Origin of the sequence: Streptomyces sp. NPDC008001 (assembly GCF_042958085.1) — a bacterium.
GTDB lineage: Bacteria > Actinomycetota > Actinomycetes > Streptomycetales > Streptomycetaceae > Streptomyces.
Window position 1 is genome coordinate 467,618 of record NZ_JBIBIZ010000010.1, and the last position, 18,491, is coordinate 486,108.

Annotated in this window: 16 protein-coding genes, 1 rRNA gene and 1 pseudogene; 5 read left to right on the forward strand and 13 right to left on the reverse strand. The window is 74.5% G+C overall.

Going from position 1 to position 18,491, the window contains the following annotated elements:
• Positions 1–11: 11 nt before the first annotated feature.
• The 3 genes from ACFZCD_RS28130 to recN form a co-directional block, all read right to left on the reverse strand.
• Positions 12–1,124, reverse strand: a complete 1,113-nt coding sequence (locus ACFZCD_RS28130) for a glycosyltransferase family 4 protein (protein WP_391835592.1) — start codon at positions 1,122–1,124, stop codon at positions 12–14.
• 141 nt (positions 1,125–1,265) lie between these two features.
• The gene (locus ACFZCD_RS28135) at positions 1,266–2,027 is read right to left on the reverse strand and encodes a hypothetical protein (RefSeq protein WP_391835594.1); all 762 of its coding nucleotides are present in this window, start codon (positions 2,025–2,027) and stop codon (positions 1,266–1,268) included.
• Positions 2,028–2,137: 110 nt separating this feature from the next.
• Positions 2,138–3,889 carry a DNA repair protein RecN gene (gene recN / locus ACFZCD_RS28140; RefSeq protein WP_391835596.1) on the reverse strand — a complete coding sequence of 584 codons (1,752 nt, stop codon included), beginning with the start codon at positions 3,887–3,889 and terminating at the stop codon, positions 2,138–2,140.
• 156 nt (positions 3,890–4,045) lie between these two features.
• Here recN and ACFZCD_RS28145 point away from each other — a divergent pair, with 156 nt between their 5' ends.
• Positions 4,046–5,512 (forward strand): S41 family peptidase, encoded by a 1,467-nt coding sequence (locus ACFZCD_RS28145; protein WP_391835598.1) that lies wholly within the window; start codon positions 4,046–4,048, stop codon positions 5,510–5,512.
• A 159-nt stretch (positions 5,513–5,671) separates the two neighbouring features.
• On the opposite strand, the gene ACFZCD_RS28150 is transcribed toward ACFZCD_RS28145, so the two are convergent.
• The 3 genes from ACFZCD_RS28150 to ACFZCD_RS28160 are packed head-to-tail and all read right to left on the reverse strand — an operon-like array spanning position 5,672 to position 7,816.
• Positions 5,672–6,643 carry an NAD kinase gene (locus ACFZCD_RS28150; RefSeq protein ID WP_391835600.1) on the reverse strand — a complete coding sequence of 324 codons (972 nt, stop codon included), beginning with the start codon at positions 6,641–6,643 and terminating at the stop codon, positions 5,672–5,674.
• Positions 6,640–7,455 carry a TlyA family RNA methyltransferase gene (locus ACFZCD_RS28155; RefSeq protein WP_391835673.1) on the reverse strand — a complete coding sequence of 272 codons (816 nt, stop codon included), beginning with the start codon at positions 7,453–7,455 and terminating at the stop codon, positions 6,640–6,642. The genes ACFZCD_RS28150 and ACFZCD_RS28155 overlap by 4 nt, the downstream gene beginning before the upstream one ends.
• A gap of 13 nt (positions 7,456–7,468) precedes the next feature.
• The gene (locus tag ACFZCD_RS28160; protein ID WP_391835602.1) at positions 7,469–7,816 is read right to left on the reverse strand and encodes a hypothetical protein; all 348 of its coding nucleotides are present in this window, start codon (positions 7,814–7,816) and stop codon (positions 7,469–7,471) included.
• A gap of 68 nt (positions 7,817–7,884) precedes the next feature.
• Here ACFZCD_RS28160 and ACFZCD_RS28165 point away from each other — a divergent pair, with 68 nt between their 5' ends.
• On the forward strand, positions 7,885–8,232 hold the full coding sequence (locus tag ACFZCD_RS28165) for an SCP2 sterol-binding domain-containing protein (protein ID WP_391835604.1): 348 nt from the start codon (positions 7,885–7,887) through the stop codon (positions 8,230–8,232).
• On the opposite strand, the gene ACFZCD_RS28170 is transcribed toward ACFZCD_RS28165, so the two are convergent.
• From ACFZCD_RS28170 to ACFZCD_RS28180, 3 genes are all read right to left on the reverse strand, one after another.
• The gene (locus ACFZCD_RS28170; protein WP_391835606.1) at positions 8,221–9,045 is read right to left on the reverse strand and encodes an ABC transporter ATP-binding protein; all 825 of its coding nucleotides are present in this window, start codon (positions 9,043–9,045) and stop codon (positions 8,221–8,223) included. The two genes, ACFZCD_RS28165 and ACFZCD_RS28170, sit on opposite strands and share 12 nt — an antisense overlap.
• A 95-nt stretch (positions 9,046–9,140) precedes the next feature.
• Positions 9,141–10,181 carry a FecCD family ABC transporter permease gene (locus ACFZCD_RS28175; protein WP_391835608.1) on the reverse strand — a complete coding sequence of 347 codons (1,041 nt, stop codon included), beginning with the start codon at positions 10,179–10,181 and terminating at the stop codon, positions 9,141–9,143.
• On the reverse strand, positions 10,178–11,245 hold the full coding sequence (locus tag ACFZCD_RS28180; RefSeq protein ID WP_391835609.1) for a FecCD family ABC transporter permease: 1,068 nt from the start codon (positions 11,243–11,245) through the stop codon (positions 10,178–10,180). Before ACFZCD_RS28180 ends, ACFZCD_RS28175 begins: the two co-directional genes overlap by 4 nt.
• Positions 11,246–11,312: 67 nt before the next feature.
• Between ACFZCD_RS28180 and ACFZCD_RS28185 the strand changes: the two genes are divergently transcribed.
• Together ACFZCD_RS28185 and ACFZCD_RS28190 are read left to right on the forward strand one after the other, a co-directional pair.
• The gene (locus ACFZCD_RS28185) at positions 11,313–12,353 is read left to right on the forward strand and encodes an ABC transporter substrate-binding protein (protein ID WP_391835611.1); all 1,041 of its coding nucleotides are present in this window, start codon (positions 11,313–11,315) and stop codon (positions 12,351–12,353) included.
• Positions 12,354–12,384: 31 nt separating this feature from the next.
• Positions 12,385–13,242 carry a siderophore-interacting protein gene (locus ACFZCD_RS28190; protein ID WP_391835613.1) on the forward strand — a complete coding sequence of 286 codons (858 nt, stop codon included), beginning with the start codon at positions 12,385–12,387 and terminating at the stop codon, positions 13,240–13,242.
• 154 nt (positions 13,243–13,396) lie between these two features.
• Here ACFZCD_RS28190 and ACFZCD_RS28195 read toward each other — a convergent pair whose 3' ends face one another.
• Positions 13,397–14,425, reverse strand: a complete 1,029-nt coding sequence (locus ACFZCD_RS28195; protein WP_391835615.1) for an HAD-IIA family hydrolase — start codon at positions 14,423–14,425, stop codon at positions 13,397–13,399.
• Positions 14,426–14,500: 75 nt separating this feature from the next.
• On the opposite strand from ACFZCD_RS28195, the gene ACFZCD_RS28200 reads away from it, so the two are divergent.
• Positions 14,501–15,790 (forward strand): DUF1015 family protein, encoded by a 1,290-nt coding sequence (locus tag ACFZCD_RS28200; RefSeq protein ID WP_391835617.1) that lies wholly within the window; start codon positions 14,501–14,503, stop codon positions 15,788–15,790.
• 82 nt (positions 15,791–15,872) lie between these two features.
• Here the strand turns inward: ACFZCD_RS28200 and ACFZCD_RS28205 are convergent, their stop codons facing one another.
• The 3 genes and pseudogenes from ACFZCD_RS28205 to rrf form a co-directional block, all read right to left on the reverse strand.
• A complete protein-coding gene (locus tag ACFZCD_RS28205) occupies positions 15,873–16,721 on the reverse strand; it encodes a hypothetical protein (protein ID WP_391835675.1) in 849 nt (282 codons plus the stop codon).
• Between the two features lie 528 nt (positions 16,722–17,249).
• Positions 17,250–18,041 (reverse strand): annotated as a pseudogene (locus ACFZCD_RS28210) (hypothetical protein); the annotation flags it as partial.
• Positions 18,042–18,205: 164 nt separating this feature from the next.
• Positions 18,206–18,322 (reverse strand): 5S ribosomal RNA (rrf, locus tag ACFZCD_RS28215).
• Positions 18,323–18,491 lie beyond the last annotated feature (169 nt).

Here is an 18,491-nt window from a genome sequence, read left to right on the forward strand (position 1 = left end):
CCCGGCCGCCGCTAACCGCCCGGGGCGAGCTCGTCGTACACGCTCAGGACGTGGGCGACCGTGTCGTCCTCCGTGGGCCAGGTGGCCGCCTGGGCGCGGCCGGCGGCGGTGAGCTCGGCGCGGCGGGCCGGGTCCGCCAGCAGGCGGGTCACCGCTCCGGCGAGGGCGGTGGAATCCCCGTACGGAACGAGCTCGGCCGCGTCGCCGACGAGGTCCGGGACGCCGCCGACCGCCGTCGCGACCAGGGGGACTCCCGCGTGCAGCGCCTCCTGGGCGAGCAGGGAGCGGGCCTCCCAGCGGCTCGGCAGGATCGCGACGTCGGCGGTGGCGAGGAGCTCGGGGACGTCGTCCCGGCGGCCGACCAGGCGGACCGGCAGGCCTTCGTCCTCGATGCGGCGCTGCAGCAGCGGGCGTTCGGGCCCCTCGCCCGCGATGATCAGCAGCGGCTCGGGGTCCAGCTCGCGCCAGGCGCGGGCCGCGTCCAGCAGCGGGCCGTGCCCCTGGCCGGGCTCCAGACGGCCGACGGTGACGAGCAACGGGCGGGCGACCGCGCCCAGTTCGGCGCGGGTCTTGTCCTTCGGCTCGTCGTCCTCGGAGGCCGGGCGCGGGGCGGGCACGGCCGCGGGGGCCAGCCGGGCGTCCCGCGCGCCGCGCATCCGGGCCCGGTCGACCAGCTCCGCCGTCACGCCGAGGACGACGGCGGCGGCGCGGGCCGCGCGCCGCTCCATCAGCCGTACGAACCGGCCGCGGGGGCCTGCCGCGGACCGTGTCGTGTGCCAGGTGACCACCAGGGGGGTGCGGCGGCCGCGCAGCGCCAGGGCGGCGAGGACGGCGGAGCGGAGGCCGTGCGCGTGGACGACGTCGGCGCCGGCGCTCGCCGCGCGGATGCCGGCCACGGCCAGGGCGTCCGGCCCGGACCACAAGGGGGCGAACGCCGCGCCCGCGGCCGTGAATCCGTATCCTTCGCCCGTCCGCTGCGGCGCGCACACCGTCACCCGCACCCCGCGCGCCACCAGCCCCGCCGCCAGCGACCGCACGTGCGCGCCGCTGCCGGCTCCCCCGCTGCCCAGCACTTGCACCGCGTGCAGGGGCGGCCGCCCGTGGGGTGCGGGTGTACTGCTCACGCGGGGAGAACTCCTGATTCGGCGTCGGCATCGGAGAGGCGTACGGCGCAGTGCTGCCGCCCAGGATGCCAGCGTCCACCGGCATCACGGGACCACCGTCTCGCGGGTTGAGCGCCCTACCTCGCCCGCACATCCGCGGATTCACTCACATAGGTGATTTCTCGCGTCCATGGCGAGGGCCACGGCCACGAGCGCGGCAGCGTGCGCGGCGAGGGCGGCCCGTCCGCTCCCCGTCACGGCGGCGAGCCCGAGGCCCGCGCCGAGCGCGTGGGCGCCGGTGTCGCCGAGCATGGTCCGCTCGGCCAGATCGTCCGCGATCAGCGCGGCGGCGGTGCCCAACGGGGCGGCCGCGACGGCCGCGGCCGGGCGGTGTGCCGTGCCGGCCGCGGCCATGACGAGCACGGCCCCGGCGGCCCTTCCCGGCCGCACGTCCAGCAGGTTGACGAGGTGTGCGGAGCCGGCGATCACGACGGCGGCCAGTGCCTTGTCGAACGGCCGCTCCTTGACGACCGCCCCGGCGGCGCAGGCGGCCGCGCCTATGCCGATGAGCTTCACGGCGCCGCTGGTCACTTCGCCGCGGCGCAGCGCTCCCAGATGCGCCCGGAACCCGCGTCGCGGGTCGCCCGCCCCGGCGAAGTCGTCATAGGCGCCGCAGGCCCCTGCCGCGAGCACGGCCAGCGCTCCGGCCGCCCGGACCCGGGGCGGCAGCCCGGGGGCGGCGGCCAGGGCGAGGGCGGCGCCGGCGGCTGCGGCGGGGCCGGCGTGGAGGTCGACGGTGCGGCCGGCGTGATTGGTCCGCTCCCAGACGGCGGTGCGGACGGCCCGCCGCCGCCCCTCGTAAACCCCCCGAGCCACGGCAGCCCCGCAGAGCGCCACCTTCCCCACGACCCTCGGCATGATCATGCTCAGACCCTACGACGCCGCGCGGAGCCACTCGCTGAGGCCCCCGGCAGCTCGGCCCGGCGATGCCGGACCGGCCCGCGCTCGGGGACGCGTCCACCCGCCGGAGGCGCCTACACGCCCCCGCGGGCCGTGGCGAGGAGTTCCTCCGCGTGGGCGCGGGCCAGTTCCGAGTCCTCCTGGCCCGCCAGCATGCGGGAGAGTTCGCGGATGCGGTCCTCGCCCTCCATGGCCTGGACGCCGCTGCGCGTCACCGACCCCTCGTGGGTCTTCTCCACCACCAGGTGCCGGTCCGCGAAGGCCGCCACCTGCGGAAGGTGGGTGACCACCACGACCTGGGCCGTGCGGGCGAGCCGCGCGAGGCGGCGGCCGATCTCGACGGCCGCCTTGCCGCCGACGCCCGCGTCGACCTCGTCGAAGAGGTACGTCGGGACGGGCGCGGTGCCCGCGAAGACGACCTCGACGGCGAGCATGACGCGCGAGAGCTCGCCGCCGGACGCGCCCTTGGCGATGGGCCGGGGCAGCGCCCCGGGATGGGAGGCGAGGAGCAGCTCGACCTCGTCCGCGCCGTGCGGCCCGTACGCGACCGCCCGCCCGCCGACCTCGATGCCGGACTCCGCGTCCGCGACCTCGTTCTGGCGGACCGAGAAGGTGACGCGGGCGTGCGGCATGGCCAGCTCCGCGAGTTCGGCGGTGACCGCGTCGGCGAACCGCTCCGCCGCCTCCGCCCGCGCGTCGCTCACCGCCTGGGCGAGCCCGCCCAGCTCGGCGCGGAGCGCGTCCCGTTCGGCGGTCAGCTCCTCGATCCGCTCGTCGTCGCCGTCGAGCTCGCCGAGCCGCGCGGCCCCGCGCTCGGCCCAGGCGAGCACCTCGGCGATGTCCGGCCCGTACTTGCGCGTGAGCTGCGTGAGCGCGGCGCGCCGCTCCTCGACGGCCGCCAGCCGCAACGGGTCGGCGTCGAGGTCGGAGGCGTATCCGGCGAGCTCCCCGGCGACGTCGGACAGCAGGATGCCGATCTCGCCGATGCGGTCGGCCAGGGCGGCGAGCGCCGGGTCGTGCGCCCGTACGGCCTCGACCGCCCGGTGCGCGCCGGCGACGAGCGTCGCGGCGTCGATGCCCTCGGGGTCCTCGGGGTTGCCCGCGAGCGCGGCGTGCGCGGCGGTGGCGGCCGAGGCGAGGGCCTCGGCGTGCCCGAGCCGCTCCGCCTCGGCGGCGAGCTCGGCGTCCTCCCCGGGCAGCGGCTCGACGGCGGCGACCTCGTCCAGCCCGAAGCGCAGCAGATCGGCTTCCTGGGCGCGCTCGCGGGCCCGGGTCGTCAGCTCGGCGAGCTCGGCGGTGACGGCGCGCAGCCGGCGGTAGGCGTCGGCGTACTTGCCGAGGGGCACGGCCACCGCGTCCCCCGCGTACCGGTCGAGGGCGAGCCGCTGCCGGGCCGGCCGCAGCAGCCCCTGCTGGTCGGTCTGCCCGTGGACGGCCACGAGGTCGTCCGCGAGCTCCCCGAGCAGCCCGACGGGCACGCTGCGCCCGCCCACGTGCGCCCGGGACCGCCCCTCGGCGGAGAGGGTGCGGCTGATGAGCAGCGTGCCGTCGTCCAGCTCGGCGCCCGCCTCCTCCGCCCGCAGCGCCACGGACGACCGGGGGTCGACGGCGATCCGCCCCTCGACCACCGCGGACCGGGCTCCCATCCGCACCAGCGCGGGGTCGGCGCGGCCGCCCAGCAGCAGTCCGAGGCTGGTGACGACCATGGTCTTGCCCGCGCCGGTCTCGCCCGTCACCGCGGTGAAACCGGGCGACAGCTCGACCACCGCGTCATCAATGACGCCCAAGGACCGGATCCGCATCTCCTCCAACACGGATACGACCATACGAGGTTCCGGGGCCCCCTCGCGACGGCCACCCCCACCAACCCCCCTGAGGGAAACCCCACCACCGTTCCGGGTGACCACTCCATGGCTCCGGAAGGCCCCGGAACGGGAGGCTGGCGGCGACCGCAAAACCCCTTCCTGCCCCATGAGGTCGGTATGCCCGTTCGTCCCCGTTCACCCCGCGCCGCCGCATTCCTCCTCGCCGCCGCGGTCGCCGTGACCACCGCGGCCGGCAGCGCGACCGCCCTGGCCGGAACCCCCCGCGCCGCAGCGCCCGCCGCGCTCGACGGCGTGTGGCGCATGGACGGCTACGGCACGGTCGCCGTCGTCGAGGACGGCGGCCGCCGCCTGCACACGTACGAGACCACGGGGGTCAGCTGCCTGCCCGGCGCTCTCACCGCCACCCGCACGGGCCCCTCCGGCCCCTTCCGGCAGGAGGGCGAGGCCGACCTCACCGTGACGCCGCAGGGGCACGACGCGGCCCGGCTGGCGTTCGCCGACAACGTGGGCCACCGCACGCTCCACCGCCTGCCGGCCCTGCCGTCCGGCTGCCGGAACGCGCCCGCCCCCGGCCCGGCCGCGGACCCGCGGAAGGTCTTCGACACCTTCTGGCAGACCTACGCCGAGAACTACCCCTTCTTCGCCGCCCGGCACATCGACTGGAACGCCGTCCGCGACCGCTACCGGCCCCGCGTGACCGCCGCCACCGGCAAGGCCGAGCTGTTCCGCATCCTGTCGGAGATGATCGAGCCGCTGCACGACGGGCACACCGGCCTGGTCGACCCGGCCGACCCCGCCGGCTACTTCGCCGGGCACCGCCAGGACACCGTCCTCCCCGACGCGACGGCACGGGCCCGCATCGACAAGGCCGTCGCCGGCAGCGTCGCCGAGGCGGGCGCCGGGAGCACCGGCGTGCAGCGCTCCTGGGCCGGCGGGCAGATCACGTACGCGGAGCTCCCCGACCGGACGGGCTTCCTCCGCATCACCTCGTTCCTGCACTACGGAAAGGGCAACGACTATGAGGCCGACAAAGCCGCGCTGCGCGCCGCCCTCGACGAGGTCTTCACCGCCGCCCGCACGAGCGGCCCGGACGCCCTCCGCGGCCTCGTCCTGGACCTGCGCCTCAACGGCGGCGGCTCGGACCGCCTCGCCCTGGACGTGACCGAGCGGCTGACCGCCTGCCCCTGCACGGCCTATCTCAAGCACGCGCGCAACGACGCCCGTGACCCCCGCCGGTTCACCCCGGCCGAGCCGGTCCGGGTCACCCCGCACCACGGCCCGGTCTACACCGGCCCGCTGGCGGTCCTCACCGGCCGGCTCACCATGAGCGCGGGCGAGACGTTCACGCAGGCGCTCATGCAGCGCGGCCCGAAGCCCACGCTCATCGGCGAGAACACGCAGGGGCTCTTCTCCGACCGCCTCGAGCGCACGCTCCCGAACGGATGGCAGTTCTGGCTCCCGAACGAGGAGTTCCTGAGCGCGAAGGACGGCCGGACGACGTACGACGGGACGGGCATCGCCCCGGACGTCCGCGTACCCGTCTTCGCCGAGGAGGACCTGACGACCGGAAAGGACCCGGCCCTGACGAAGGCCCTGGAGCTGCTGCGGAGCGCCAAGCGCTGAGCCTCGTGGGGAAGCACTGAGCCTCACGGGGCCACCGGTCGGCCACGTCGTGGCTGCTCGCCGTTGCAGCGGACCCTTGTTTCCGCCGCAACGGCGAGCAACCCCCGTCACGGTGATCGGCGGTGCCGGGCCGCCCTTGGCCGAAAACGGCCGCGAAAATCAGTGGGGCGCCCCGCGCCACCCCGCCACCGGCAGGGCGAACTTCGCCACCAGCCGGTCCGTGAAGGACGCGTGGTGCAGCCGGGCCAGCCGCACCGGGACCGCCCCCCGCCGCACCTCCACCCGCGCGCCCGCCGGCAGCTCCACCGTCCGGCGGCCGTCGCACCACAGCACCCCGTTCGGGGTCTGCGGCTGCACCTCGACCGCGAGGACCGAGTCCGGGGCGGTGACGAGCGGCTTGGCGAACAGCGCGTGCGCACTGATCGGCACCATCAGCAGCGCCTCCACCTCCGGCCACACCACCGGCCCGCCCGCCGAGAAGGCGTAGGCCGTGGAGCCGGTCGGGGTGGCGCACACGACGCCGTCGCCGCCGAAGCGGGACACCGGCCGGCCGTCGACCTCGGTGACGACCTCCAGCAGCCGCTCCCGCGCCGCCTTCTCCACGGACGCCTCGTTGAGCGCCCAGTCGGTGTGCACCACGTGCCCGTCGGTCAGCACGGAGACGTCGAGCGTCATCCGCTCCTCGACCTCGTAGGCCCGGGTCACCACCCGGTCCACGACCTTGTCGAGGTCGTCCCGCTCGGCCTCGGCCAGGAAGCCGACGCGGCCGAGGTTGACGCCGAGCATCGGCACCCCGGAGGCGCGCGCGAACTCGGCGCCGCGCAGCAGCGTGCCGTCACCGCCGAGGACGACGAGGAGTTCGCAGCCCTCCAGGACGTCCGGCCGGTCCGGGCCGGCCCCGGTCAGCTCGACCTCGGCCGGCAGCGGCAGGTCGGCCGCCTCCTCGGCGAGGACCCGCACGCCGATCCCGCAGCGCAGCAGCCCCTGGACCACGAGTTCGGCACTGCGGATGGCCGCCGGGCGGCCCGTGTGCGCGAGCAGGAAGACGGTGCGTCTGCCCTCGGCAGCCTGCTCCCGCTCCCCCGCGCCTGCTGCTCCTGCTGTCTCTGATGCTGCTTCTGAAGTCGTCAACGCGGCCCCTCCGCCACTGCACGGTCAACGTCCGCCGGGTCCAGTTCGGGCGCTCCGGCGCGCAGCCACAGAAAGTACTCGACGTTGCCCGAGGGTCCGGGCAGCGGGCTGGCCGTGACCCCGAGTACGCCCAGCCCCAGCTCCGCGGCGCGGGCGGCGACCGCGCGCACCGCCTCGGCCCGCAGCTGCGTGCTGCGCACGACCCCGCCGCTGCCGAGCCGCTCCTTGCCGACCTCGAACTGCGGCTTGACCATGAGCACCAGGTCCGCGCCGGGCGCGGCGCAGCGCACGAGCGCGGGCAGCACGAGGCCGAGCGGGATGAACGACAGGTCGCCGACGATCAGGTCGACGGGGACGTCGTCGATCTGCTCCAGCGTCAGTTCGCGGACGTTCGTACGGTCCTTCACGGTGACCCGCTCGTCGCTCTGCAGCGACCACGCGAGCTGCCCGTAGCCGACGTCGACGGCGACGACGTGCGCGGCGCCGGCGCGCAGCAGCACGTCGGTGAACCCGCCGGTGGACGCCCCGGCGTCGAGGGCGCGGCGGCCCTCGACCTCCAGGCCGCGCGGCACGAAGGCGGCGAGCGCCCCGGCGAGCTTGTGGCCGCCGCGGGAGACGTAGTCGGGGTCGTTCTCGTCCTGCGTGACGACGATCGCCGCGCTGAGCTCGACCTGGGTCGCCGCCTTGGTCGCGACGGCGCCGCCGACGGTCACCCGGCCCGCCGCGATGAGCTGGCTCGCGTGCTCGCGGGAGCGGGCGAGTTTACGGCGCACGAGCTCGGCGTCGAGTCGGCTGCGTCGCGGGCGGGTCACTGCCACGGGTGGTTCAGCTCCTGTTGTCGTACGAAGCGGGGGCGCCCGGGGCGGCGGGTGCCCCGGACGGGCCGGGGCTCCGGTCGAGCGCGCTCAGCGCGTCCCGCAGGCCCCGGTGTACATCCTCGTACACCTCCAGGTGGCCGCTCACGGCGAGGTCGTCGGCGTCCGCCAGCCGGACGAGCTGCGCGTCGACGGCGGGGTCGCCGACCGGGGTGCGGGCGACGCCGAGCGGCAGCGGGCCGGGCGCGCCCGTTCCCGCGGTCCCGGCCCCGGCCTCGCCCGCCGCGGACCCGGGCTCAGGTTCCGGCTGCGGCTGCGGCTCCGGCTCCGGCTGCGCAGGACTCATCGCATCGCTCATGGCTCCGACGCTACCCCGGAACGGCGCCTGTGCGGCGTACGCGGTCGGCTGCGGTACCGTCCCTGGTGATGGCGACGATCGAGGAGTGCCGCGCCGCACTCGACAGACTGGCGGAGAGCCTCGCGGGAGCGAAGGGCGAGCTCCGTGACGCCGCCGCGCCCGACCGCTCGCTCAGCTGCCACATCACCGATCTCGACGTGACCTTCACCGGCCATCTCATGGGCGGCCGCATCCAGGACGTGGAGACGCAGCCGGGCACGCCCGAGCGGCGGGCCGAGATCGCCCTGACGATGTCGGGCGACGACCTGGTGTCCCTGGTGGACGGGCGGCTGAACTTCGCGAAGGCGTGGGCCGCGGGCCGGGTCAGGGTCCAGGCGAGCCTGCGCGACGTCCTGCGGCTGCGGTCACTTCTGTAGCGCGGTCGCGGCCGGCACCGCGCCGGCCCTGGACCGGCGCGCCGCCGGCACGACCAGCGGCGTCCCCGTCTCCGGGTCGTCGATGACCTGGCAGCGCAGCCCGAAGACGCGCTCGACGAGCCCGGCGGTCACGACGTCCCCCGGCGCCCCCTCGGCGACGACCTCGCCGTCGCGCATGGCGATCAGGTGGGTGGCGTAGCGCGCGGCGTGGTTGAGGTCGTGGAGGACGGCGACGAGGGTGCGTCCCTGTTCCTCGTGGAGCCGGGCGCACAGGTCGAGGACCTCGATCTGGTGCTGGATGTCCAGGTACGTGGTGGGCTCGTCCAGCAGGAGCAGCGGGGTCTGCTGGGCGAGGGCCATGGCGATCCAGACCCGCTGGCGCTGGCCGCCGGAGAGCTCGTCGACGTGCCGTCCGGCGAGGGCGTCGACGCCGGTCGCGGCCATGGACTCGTGGACGATGCGCTCGTCCTCGCGCGACCACTGCCGCAGCAGGCCCTGGTGCGGGTAGCGGCCGCGGGCGACGAGGTCGGCGACGGTGATGCCGTCGGGCGCTATGGAGGACTGCGGGAGCAGGCCGAGCGTGCGGGCGACCTGCTTGGCCGGGTACGAGCCGATGGCGGCGCCGTCCAGCAGGACGGATCCGGCGGCGGGCTTGAGCATCCGGGCGAGGGCGCGCAGCAGGGTGGACTTGCCGCAGGCGTTGGGTCCGACGATGACGGTGAAGGACCGGTCGGGGATCGCGACCGAGAGGTTCTCGGCGATGACGCGCTGGTCGTAGGCGAGCGTGACGGATTCGGCCGACAGTCGGCTCATGGTGCGGTCTCCTTGCTGAGGGTTCGTATCCGTCGTGCCGGTCGTGTCAGTCGCGCCGGTTGCGTCCGCCATGCCCGCCGCATCCGCTGCGCGGCTCATACCCGCCCCGCCTTGCGCTCCGTGAACAGCAGCCACAGCAGATAGCAGCCGCCGAGCATCCCCGTGAGCGCCCCGACGGGCAGCTTGTCGGCCCCGAAGAGCCGCTGCGAGGCCCAGTCGGCGCCGACGAGCAGGGCCGCGCCCATGGCCGCCGCGGCGAAGAGGTTGGGGCCGGCGGCGCGGGTCAGCCGGCGGGCGAGCTGCGGCGCGGCCAGGGCCACGAAGCCGACGGGCCCGGCCGCGGCCGTGGCGGCGGCGGTGAGCAGCACGGCGGCGGCCGTCACGACGAGCCGGGTCCGCTCGGGGCGGACCCCGAGGGCGTACGCGGCGTCGTCGCCCATCTCCAGCATGCGCAGCGCCCGCCCGTGCCCGAGGACGAGGGGGAACAGCACGGCGGCCGCGCACAGCAGGGGCCACACCTGGGCCCAGTCGCGGCCATTGAGGGAGCCGACCATCCAGATCATGGAGCGGGTGGCGTCGACGAGGTCGGCCTTGGTCATCAGGTAGTCGCGCAGGCCGGTGAGGACGGCGGCGGCGCCGATGCCGACGAGGACGAGCCGGTAGCCGTTGATGCCCTTCTTCCAGGCCAGCAGGTACACGGCGACGCCGGTGACGACACCGCCCGCTACGGCCCCGGCGGCGACCGCGAACGGGTCGCCGTGGAAGAGGACGATGACGACGAGGGCGCCGGCCGCGGAGCCCTGGCCGAAGCCGATGACGTCGGGGCTGCCCAGCGGGTTGCGGGAGACGGACTGGAAGACCGCTCCGGCCAGGCCGAGGCAGCCGCCGGCGAGCAGGCCCACGAGGACGCGCGGCAGCCGCAGGTCGTGGACGACGACATCCTGGGCGGGGGTGCCGCCGCCGGCGAGCGTGCGGACGACGTCGGCGGGTGCGATCGGGAAGTCGCCGGTGCCGATGAGGGCCACGGCCGCGGTCGCGGCGACGGCCAGGAGCAGCAGGACGACCAGGGCGGCGCGCGCGTCCACGCGCAGGGAGAGCCCGCCGCCGGTGCGGACGGTTCGTGTGGAGAGGCTCACTGCTGGGCCACCCTCCGGCGCCGTACGAGGTGGATGAAGACGGGTCCGCCGATGACGGCGGTCACGATGCCGGCCTGGAGCTCTCCGGGCCGGGTGACGACCCGTCCGATGACGTCCGCGCCGAGCAGCAGCACGGGTGACAGGACGGCCGCGTACGGCAGGATCCACCGCTGGTCGGGGCCGGTGAGGGCGCGTACGAGATGCGGCACGATCAGGCCGATGAAGACGATGGGCCCGCAGGCGGCGGTCGCGGCGCCGCACAGCAGGGTGACGGCGGTCATGGCGAGGGCGCGGGTCCTGGCGGGCCGGGTGCCGAGCGCGCGGGCGCCGTCGTCGCCGAGGGCCATGGCGTTCAGGGGCCGGGCGAGCGCGAGGGCGAGCAGGGTGCCGGCGGCGATGAAGGGCAGGACCTGCCGGATGACGCCGGTGTCGGCGGAGGCGAGCGAGCCGACGGTCCAGAACCGCATCCGGTCGAGCGCGGCGGAATCCATCAGCTGGACGGAGTTGACGTAGCCGTAGAGCGCGTAGGTGACGGCGGTGCCGGCGAGCGCGAGCCGGACGGGCGTGGCGCCCCGGCTGCCGCCGAGCACGTGGACGACGACGGTGACGACCGCGGCGCCGAGGAGGGCGAACCACACGTAGCCGCCGGCCGAGCTGACGCCGAGGAAGCTGATGGCGGACACGACGGCGGCCGCGGCCCCCGCGTTGACGCCGAGGATGCCCGGTTCGGCGAGCGGGTTGCGGGTGAGGGCCTGCATCACGGCGCCGGAGAGCCCGAGGGCGGCGCCGGCGAGCAGGCCGAGCAGCGTACGGGGCAGACGCACGTCGCGCACGATGACGTCGGCCTCGCCGTGCGCCGTGTGGAACAGCCCGTGCCAGACCTGGTCCAGCGGCAGCGGTTTGGCGCCGACGGCGATGCTCGCGACCGCGACGAGCAGCAGCAGGCCGGCCGCCGCGAGCAGACCGGCCGCCCGCGCGGCATTCCGCTTACGGCTTGCCGGGGGTGTCTGCGGGGGCGGCGGACCGGTGTCCGCGGGGGGCTCGGGGGGACTGTCAACCAACACGAGCCTTAGGTTAGCCTACCCTTAACTCCCTTGGTTCTTGCCTCGTTCTTGAGAGAAGCGCACCCCCATGAGCACCCCCTCTTCCCTGAGCACCTCCTTCCTGTCCCGCCGCGGACTGCTGGCCGCAGGCGGCGCCCTCGGCGCCGGCGCCCTCCTGACGGCCTGCGGCGGCGGCTCGGAGGGAGCCTCGGACGGAGACTCAGGTTCCGCTTCCGGTTCCGGCCCCTGGACATTCAAGGACGACCGCGGCGAGACCGCCAAGGCCCCCCGCACCCCCAAGAAGGTCGTCGCCTTCACCGGAACCGCCGCGGCCCTCCACGACTTCGGCGTCGAGTGCACCGCCGTCTTCGGCCCCACCCGCCTCAAGGACGGCAAGCCCGACCCCCAGGCCGGCGACCTCGACATCGGCAAGCTGACCGTCCTCGGCAACGCCTGGGGCGAGTTCAACGTCGAGAAGTACGCGGCCCTCTCCCCCGAGCTCCTCGTCACCAACATGCTCCAGGGCACCGAGCTGTGGTACGTGCCCGACGAGAGCAAGAAGAAGATCCTCAGCTTCGCGCCCGGCGTCGGCATCAACGTCACCAAGGTGACCCTGACCCGGGTCATCGCCCGCTACGCCGAACTCGCCGCCTCCCTCGGCGCCGACCTCCAGGCGAAGCGGGTCACCGACGCCAAGGCCCGCTTCGAGAAGGCCTCCGAGACCCTCCGCCGGGCCGCGCGGGCCAACAAGGGCCTCAAGGTCCTCGCCGCCTCCGGCTCCGCCGACCTGCTCTACGTCTCCGACCCCGGCGTCTACGCCGACCTGGCCTACTTCAAGTCCCTCGGCGTCGACTTCGTCGTCCCCGGCACGGTCACCGGCGGCTTCTTCGAGAGCCTCGGCTGGGAGAACGCCGGCAAGTACCCCGCGGACCTGATCCTCCTCGACAACCGCACCGCCGCCCTCCAGCCCAAGGACCTCGCCGCCAAGCCCACCTGGGCCGAGCTGCCCGCCGTCAAGGCCGGCCAGGTCGCCCCCTGGCTCAGCGAGCCGCGCTACTCGTACGCCGGGTGCGCACCGCTCGTCGAGGCCCTCGCCGAAGCCGTTCAGAAGGCCAAGAAGGTCGCCTGACCAGCGAAACCGACGAAAAGGAAGCACTCGCATGGCCGGCAGCACCACCCTCCCCTACCGCTTCTTCGACGTGAAGGTGCTCCGCACCGAGCGGATCAGTCCCGCCATGATGCGGGTCACCTTCGGCGGCGACGAGCTCCGCGACGTCGTCACCGGCGGCCGCGACCAGCGCTTCAAGCTGTTCCTCCCGCAGCCCGGCCAGGACGCACCGGTGCTGCCCGCGAGCCGCGACGAGACCTGGTTCACCGAATGGCGGGCCCAGGACCCGGCCGTACGGGCCGTCATGCGCACCTACACCGTGCGGGACCTGCGCCACGGGCCTGACGCGACGGACGCAACGGACGCTACGGATGAGATGGACGTCGACTTCGCCGTCCACGGCGACGCGAACGGGCACGGCGGCCCGGCCACCAACTGGGCCCAGGCCGCCCGCCCCGGCGACCGCGCCACCGTCCTCGCCCCCGTCGTCGAGGACAACGGCGGCGTCGACTTCCGGCCCCCCGCGGACACGGACTGGGTCCTGGTCGCCGCCGACGAGACCGCCCTGCCGGCCGTGGCCGGCATTCTCGCCTGGCTCCCGGCCGGCACACCGGCCAAGGTCTGGATCGAGGTCCCCCACGCGGACGACGTCCAGGACCTCCCCACCGACGCCGCCGCCGAGATCACCTGGCTCGTACGGGGCGCGGCCGAACCCGTCCTGAGCGCCGTCCGCACCGCCGCCCTCCCCGCCGGCAAGCCCTACGCCTGGCTCGCCGGCGAATCCGGCACGGTCCGCGCCCTCCGCCGCCACCTGGTCAACGACCGCGGCTACGACCGCCGGACGGTGACGTTCACGGGCTACTGGCGCCGCGGAGCCACGGAGGAAGACCTCCTGGCGGAGCTCGCCTAATCCTTCGGAGCCCAGGCATCTACCAGCCCGTCCGGCGTTTGAGGACGAGCGCGTTCAGCGCGATACGGGGCCCGGGGCGGAGCCCCGGTCACGGGAAGTGGGGGTGCCCCCTCTGGGGGAGGGTCAGGGGAAATCCCACCCGCCCCATCCACCGTCACAGCCCCAGCCGGCCCACCGCCTTGGCGGAGTCAAGCTCGCACACCCCGTCCCCCGCAGCCGTCCACGCCGCAGCGCACAAGGCCCGGAGCCCGTCCAACGGATCCCCCTCGCCCTCAAGAGCGAGCCCGTCACCGTCGGCACCGGCCGTCCACCCCCCGCACCGGAACCCGCCCTCCCCGGACACGACCTCCGGCTGCGGCACGAGCAGCCCCCGCAGATCCGCCGCCACATACGTGGGCCGGTGCTCCGGCCGCGCCGCAACCAGCTGCGCGGCCGTCGTCACACCGGTCAGCACCAGCAGCGAGTCCACCCCGCCCGCATGCGCCCCCTCGATGTCCGTGTCGAGCCGGTCACCGACGACCAGCGGCCGCTCCGCACCCGTCCGCAACACCGTCTCCCGGTGCATCGGCGGCAGCGGCTTGCCCGCCACCTGCGGCGACGCCCCCGTGGTGATCCGTACGACCTCCACGGCCGAGCCGTTGCCGGGGGCGATACCGCGCCCGCTGGGAATCGTCAGGTCCGTGTTGGACGCGAACCACGGCACGCCCCGCGCCACCGCGTACGACGCCTCCATCAGCCGTGACCACGGCATGTCCGGCCCGCCGTAGCCCTGCGCGACCGCCGCCGGGTCGTCGTCCGCCGAGTCCACCGGCACCAGCCCGCGCTCCCGCAGGGCCACCCGCAGCCCCTCGGCACCGATCACCAGCACCCGCGAACCGGCCGGCACCTGCTCGGAGATCAGCCGCGCCACCGCCTGCGCAGAGGTGATCACGTCGGAGGGCTCGGCGGGCACGCCCAGCCGCGTCAGGTGACCGGCCACCGTCTCCGGGGTGCGCGCGGCGTTGTTCGTCACGTACGCGAGGTGCATCCCGCCCTCGCGCGCCGTCTCCAGCGACTCGACGGCGTGCGCAATGGCCTCGCCGCCCGCGTACACCACGCCGTCGAGGTCGAGCAGCGCCGTGTCGTACGCGGCGCTGAGGGGCCGCTCGCTGCCGTCGGGCCGCGTCCGGGCGGTCTGATTCATCCTGTACTCGCTCCTTGTGCTGTACGTCTCTTCCACGATCATTGCTCAGAGGGCCATGAGACATAACATTTCCCAATGAGCACTCCAGGCCGAGCAGGGAAAGCAGGGCAAGGACTTCAACTCGCCCCCTTCCGAGGGCTGCGCTATGTCCCGGAGCGGGTCGGCAGCCTCGCCGCCGTCACCTCGCCACCGTACGACGTCGTCGTACGGCCCGACGGGTTGCGTCACCTGGAGACCGCCGACCCGCACAACATCGTCCGGCTGATCCTCCCGCAGGCCGCCGGCGCCGCCGACCGGCACCGGCTGGCCGCGGAGACGCTGCGCCGCTGGCAGGACGAGCGGGTCCTCGCCCCCGACCCGGAACCCGCGCTCTACGTCTACGAGCAGCGCGGCGGCGGCATACTGCAGCGCGGCCTCATCGGCGCCCTCCGCCTCAGCCCCCGCGAGGAGGGCGTCGTCCTCCCGCACGAGGACGTCATGCCGCACATCGTCGAGGACCGCGCGGCCCTCATGCGGGACACGGGAGCCAACCTCGAACCGCTGCTGTTCTCCTACCGGGGCAACGGCAGCACGACGGGCGCGGCGGCCGTCATCGACCGCGTCACCGCCACCGAACCGCTGCTCTCCACCACGACCGACGACGGCTACGCGCACCGCCTGTGGTCCGTCACCGACCCGGCCGACCTCGACCTGATCGGCAAGGACCTCTCCGGACAGCACGCGCTCATCGCCGACGGCCACCACCGCTGGGCCACGTACCTGCGGCTGCGCGCCGAGCAGCCCGCCCCGGGCCCCTGGGACTTCGGCCTCGTCCTGCTCGTGGACACCGCCCGCTACCCGCTGCGCGTACGGGCCATCCACCGCCTGCTGCACCGGCTGCCGGTCGCCCGCGCGCTGGCCGCCGTCGAGGGCGTCTTCCGGGTCCGCGCCATCGACGGCCCGCTGCCGGAGGCGCTCGACGCGCTGGCGGAGGCGTCCGAGGAGCCGGGCAACGCCTTCGTCCTGGCCGGCGACGGCCGCTTCCACCTCCTCGACCGCCCGGACCCGGAGCTGCTGGCCCGCGTGGTGCCCGCGGACCGCCCGGTGGCGTGGCGCACCCTGGACGCCACGGTCCTGCACTCCGTCCTGCTGGAGCACGTCTGGCGGGTGCCGGACGACCCCGAGCACATCGGCTACATCCACGAGACGGCCGCGGCGGTGAAGCAGGCCGAGCGGCACGGCGGCACGGCGGTGCTGATGCACCCGGTCACGGAGGACGTCGTACGGGAACTGGCCGAACAGGGCGTCACCATGCCGCGCAAGTCCACCTCGTTCGGCCCCAAGCCGGCGACGGGTCTGGTGCTGCGGAGCCTGGCCCTGAACTGAACCACCCCGGACGAACGAAGAGGGTGGCACCCGGGAACGGGTGCCACCCTCTTCGTCACTGCCTCATCGCTGCCCCGGGGGGTCAGCTCTTGTCGTCGTCAGCCTTGCCGGACTCGGCGGGCTTCTCGTCCTCGGCGGACTCCGCGGCCGGCTCGGTGACCTCCGCGTCGAACGCGGCCTCGTTGGCCTCGACGTCCTCGGCGGTCTCGATGACCTCGGCGACATCGGCAGCCTCGGCGGGCTCGACGGCCTCGACGGCCTCGATCGCGGCGTCCCCGGCCGTCTCGTCGTCGGACTCCACCAGGGCGTCCGTGAACTCGATGCCGTCCAGCTCCGCGAGGCGGTCCGAGGCGTCCGTCTGGCCGCCCTGGTCCGCTTCGAGGGCCTTGGCGAACCACTCGCGGGCCTCGGCCTCGCGGCCGACCTCCAGCAGCGCGTCGGCGTACGCGTAGCGCAGGCGCGCGGTCCACGGCTGAACCGAGTTGGAGGCGAGCTCGGGGCTCTGCAGCGTCACGACGGCGGCGTCGGCCTGGCCCATGTCCTTGCGGGCACCGGCGGCGACGAGGCGCATCTCGACCTGGCCGGCCTTGTCCAGCTTGTTGACCTCGGGCTCACCGGCCATGGCCAGCGCGCGCTCGGGACGGCCCATGCCGCGCTCGCAGTCGGCCATCACGGGCCAGAGCTCGACGGAACCGGTCATCCGGCGGGCCGCACGGAACTCGGCGAGCGCCTCGGAGTACTTGCCCGTCGCGTACGAGGCGAAGCCGGCGGCCTCGCGCACCGCGGCGACGCGCGAGGCGAGACGCAGCGCGATCCGGGAGTAGGCGTAGGCCTGCTCCGGGTCCTCGTCGAGCAGGTTGGCGACCATGACGAGGTTGCGGGCGACCTCCTCGGCAAGGCCCTTCGGCAGGCTCATGAGCTCCTGCCGCACGTCCTTGTCGATCTCCTCGCCGGTGACGTCGTCGGGGATCGGCAGGCGCTTCACCGGCTCGCGGTCGCCGCGGTCGCGGTCACGGTCGTCACGGCGCCCGTAGCCGCCGGAACGCTCGTCCCGCCCGCCGCGGTAGCCGCCGCCCTGCCGGTCGTCGCGGAACGAACGGCGGGGGCCGCCACGGTCGTCGCGGCCACCGCGGTAACCACCGCGGTCGTCATCGCGACGGGGGCCGCGGTCATCACGGCGATCATCACGGCGGTCATCGCGACGGAAGCCGCCACGGTCGTCGTCACGGCGCGGGCCGCGGTCGTCGCGACGGTCGTCACGGCGGAAGGACGGGCGGTCGTCGCGACGCTCGTCACGGCCACCGCGGAAACCACCGCGGTCGTCGTCACGGCGCGGGCCGCGGTCATCACGGCGCTCGTCACGGCGGAAGGACGGGCGGTCGTCGCGACGCTCGTCACGGCCACCGCGGAAACCACCGCGGTCGTCGTCACGACGGGGGCCGCGGTCGTCGCGACGGTCGTCACGGCGGAAGGAGGGGCGGTCGTCGCGGCGCGGGCCGAAGCCACCGCCGGCCGGACGGCCACCACGGTCGTCATCACGACGCGGAGCACGGTCGTCACGACGGAAGGCCGGACGGTCATCGCGACGCTCGTCACGGCCACCGCGGAAACCACCGCGGTCGTCATCGCGACGCGGGGCACGGTCGTCACGCGGGAACGAGGGACGGTCGTCACGACCGCCACGGAAGCCGCCACGGGGACGGTCGTAGCCACCGCGGTCGTCATCGCGACGCGGGCCGCGGTCGTCGCGGCGGAAGGAGGGGCGGTCGTCGCGACGCGGGCCGAAGCCGCCACCAGCCGGACGGCCACCACGGTCATCGTCACGACGCGGGCCACGGTCATCACGGCGCTCGTCGCGGCGGAAGGAGGGGCGGTCGTCGCGACGCTCGTCACGGCCGCCGCGGAAGCCACCGCGGTCGTCGTCACGACGGGGGCCGCGGTCGTCGCGACGGTCGTCACGGCGGAAGGAGGGGCGGTCGTCGCGGCGCGGGCCGAAGCCACCGCCGGCCGGACGGCCACCACGGTCGTCATCACGACGCGGGCCGCGGTCGTCACGACGGTCATCGCGACGGAAGCCGCCACGGTCGTCGTCACGACGGAAGGACGGACGGTCGTCGCGACGGCCGAAACCGCCGCCGGCGGGGCGGCCGCCGCGGTCGTCACGGCGAGGGGCGGAGCCCCGTCGGTCGTCGCCACGGTCGTCACGCCGGTACGCGGGCCGGTCGTCGCGGCGGGAACCGCCGCGGTCGCCACCCGAACGATCGTCGGGGTAGTTGGTGGGCATCGACGTGACTCCTGTCTTCAGGTACCGCAGTCATTCTCGCGCAACCGGGCCTCCGGCGCGCTTCGGCAGAAATACAAAAAAGGACCCTTGGTCCCAGCGTGAACGCTGGGACCAAGGGTCCTTGAAATATTGTTCGGCGGCGTCCTACTCTCCCACACGGTCCCCCATGCAGTACCATCGGCGCTGAAAGGCTTAGCTTCCGGGTTCGAAATGTTACCGGGCGTTTCCCTAACGCTATGACCACCGAAACCCTATCGGTTTCGAGCGAACAAGCACACTTTTCAATTAAGGTGGTTCTGCTCAAACCAGCAACTGTTCGTTGCTTCAGAACTAACACAGTGGACGCGAGCAACTGAGGACAAGCCCTCGGCCTATTAGTACCAGTCAGCTCCAACCGTTACCGGTCTTCCACACCTG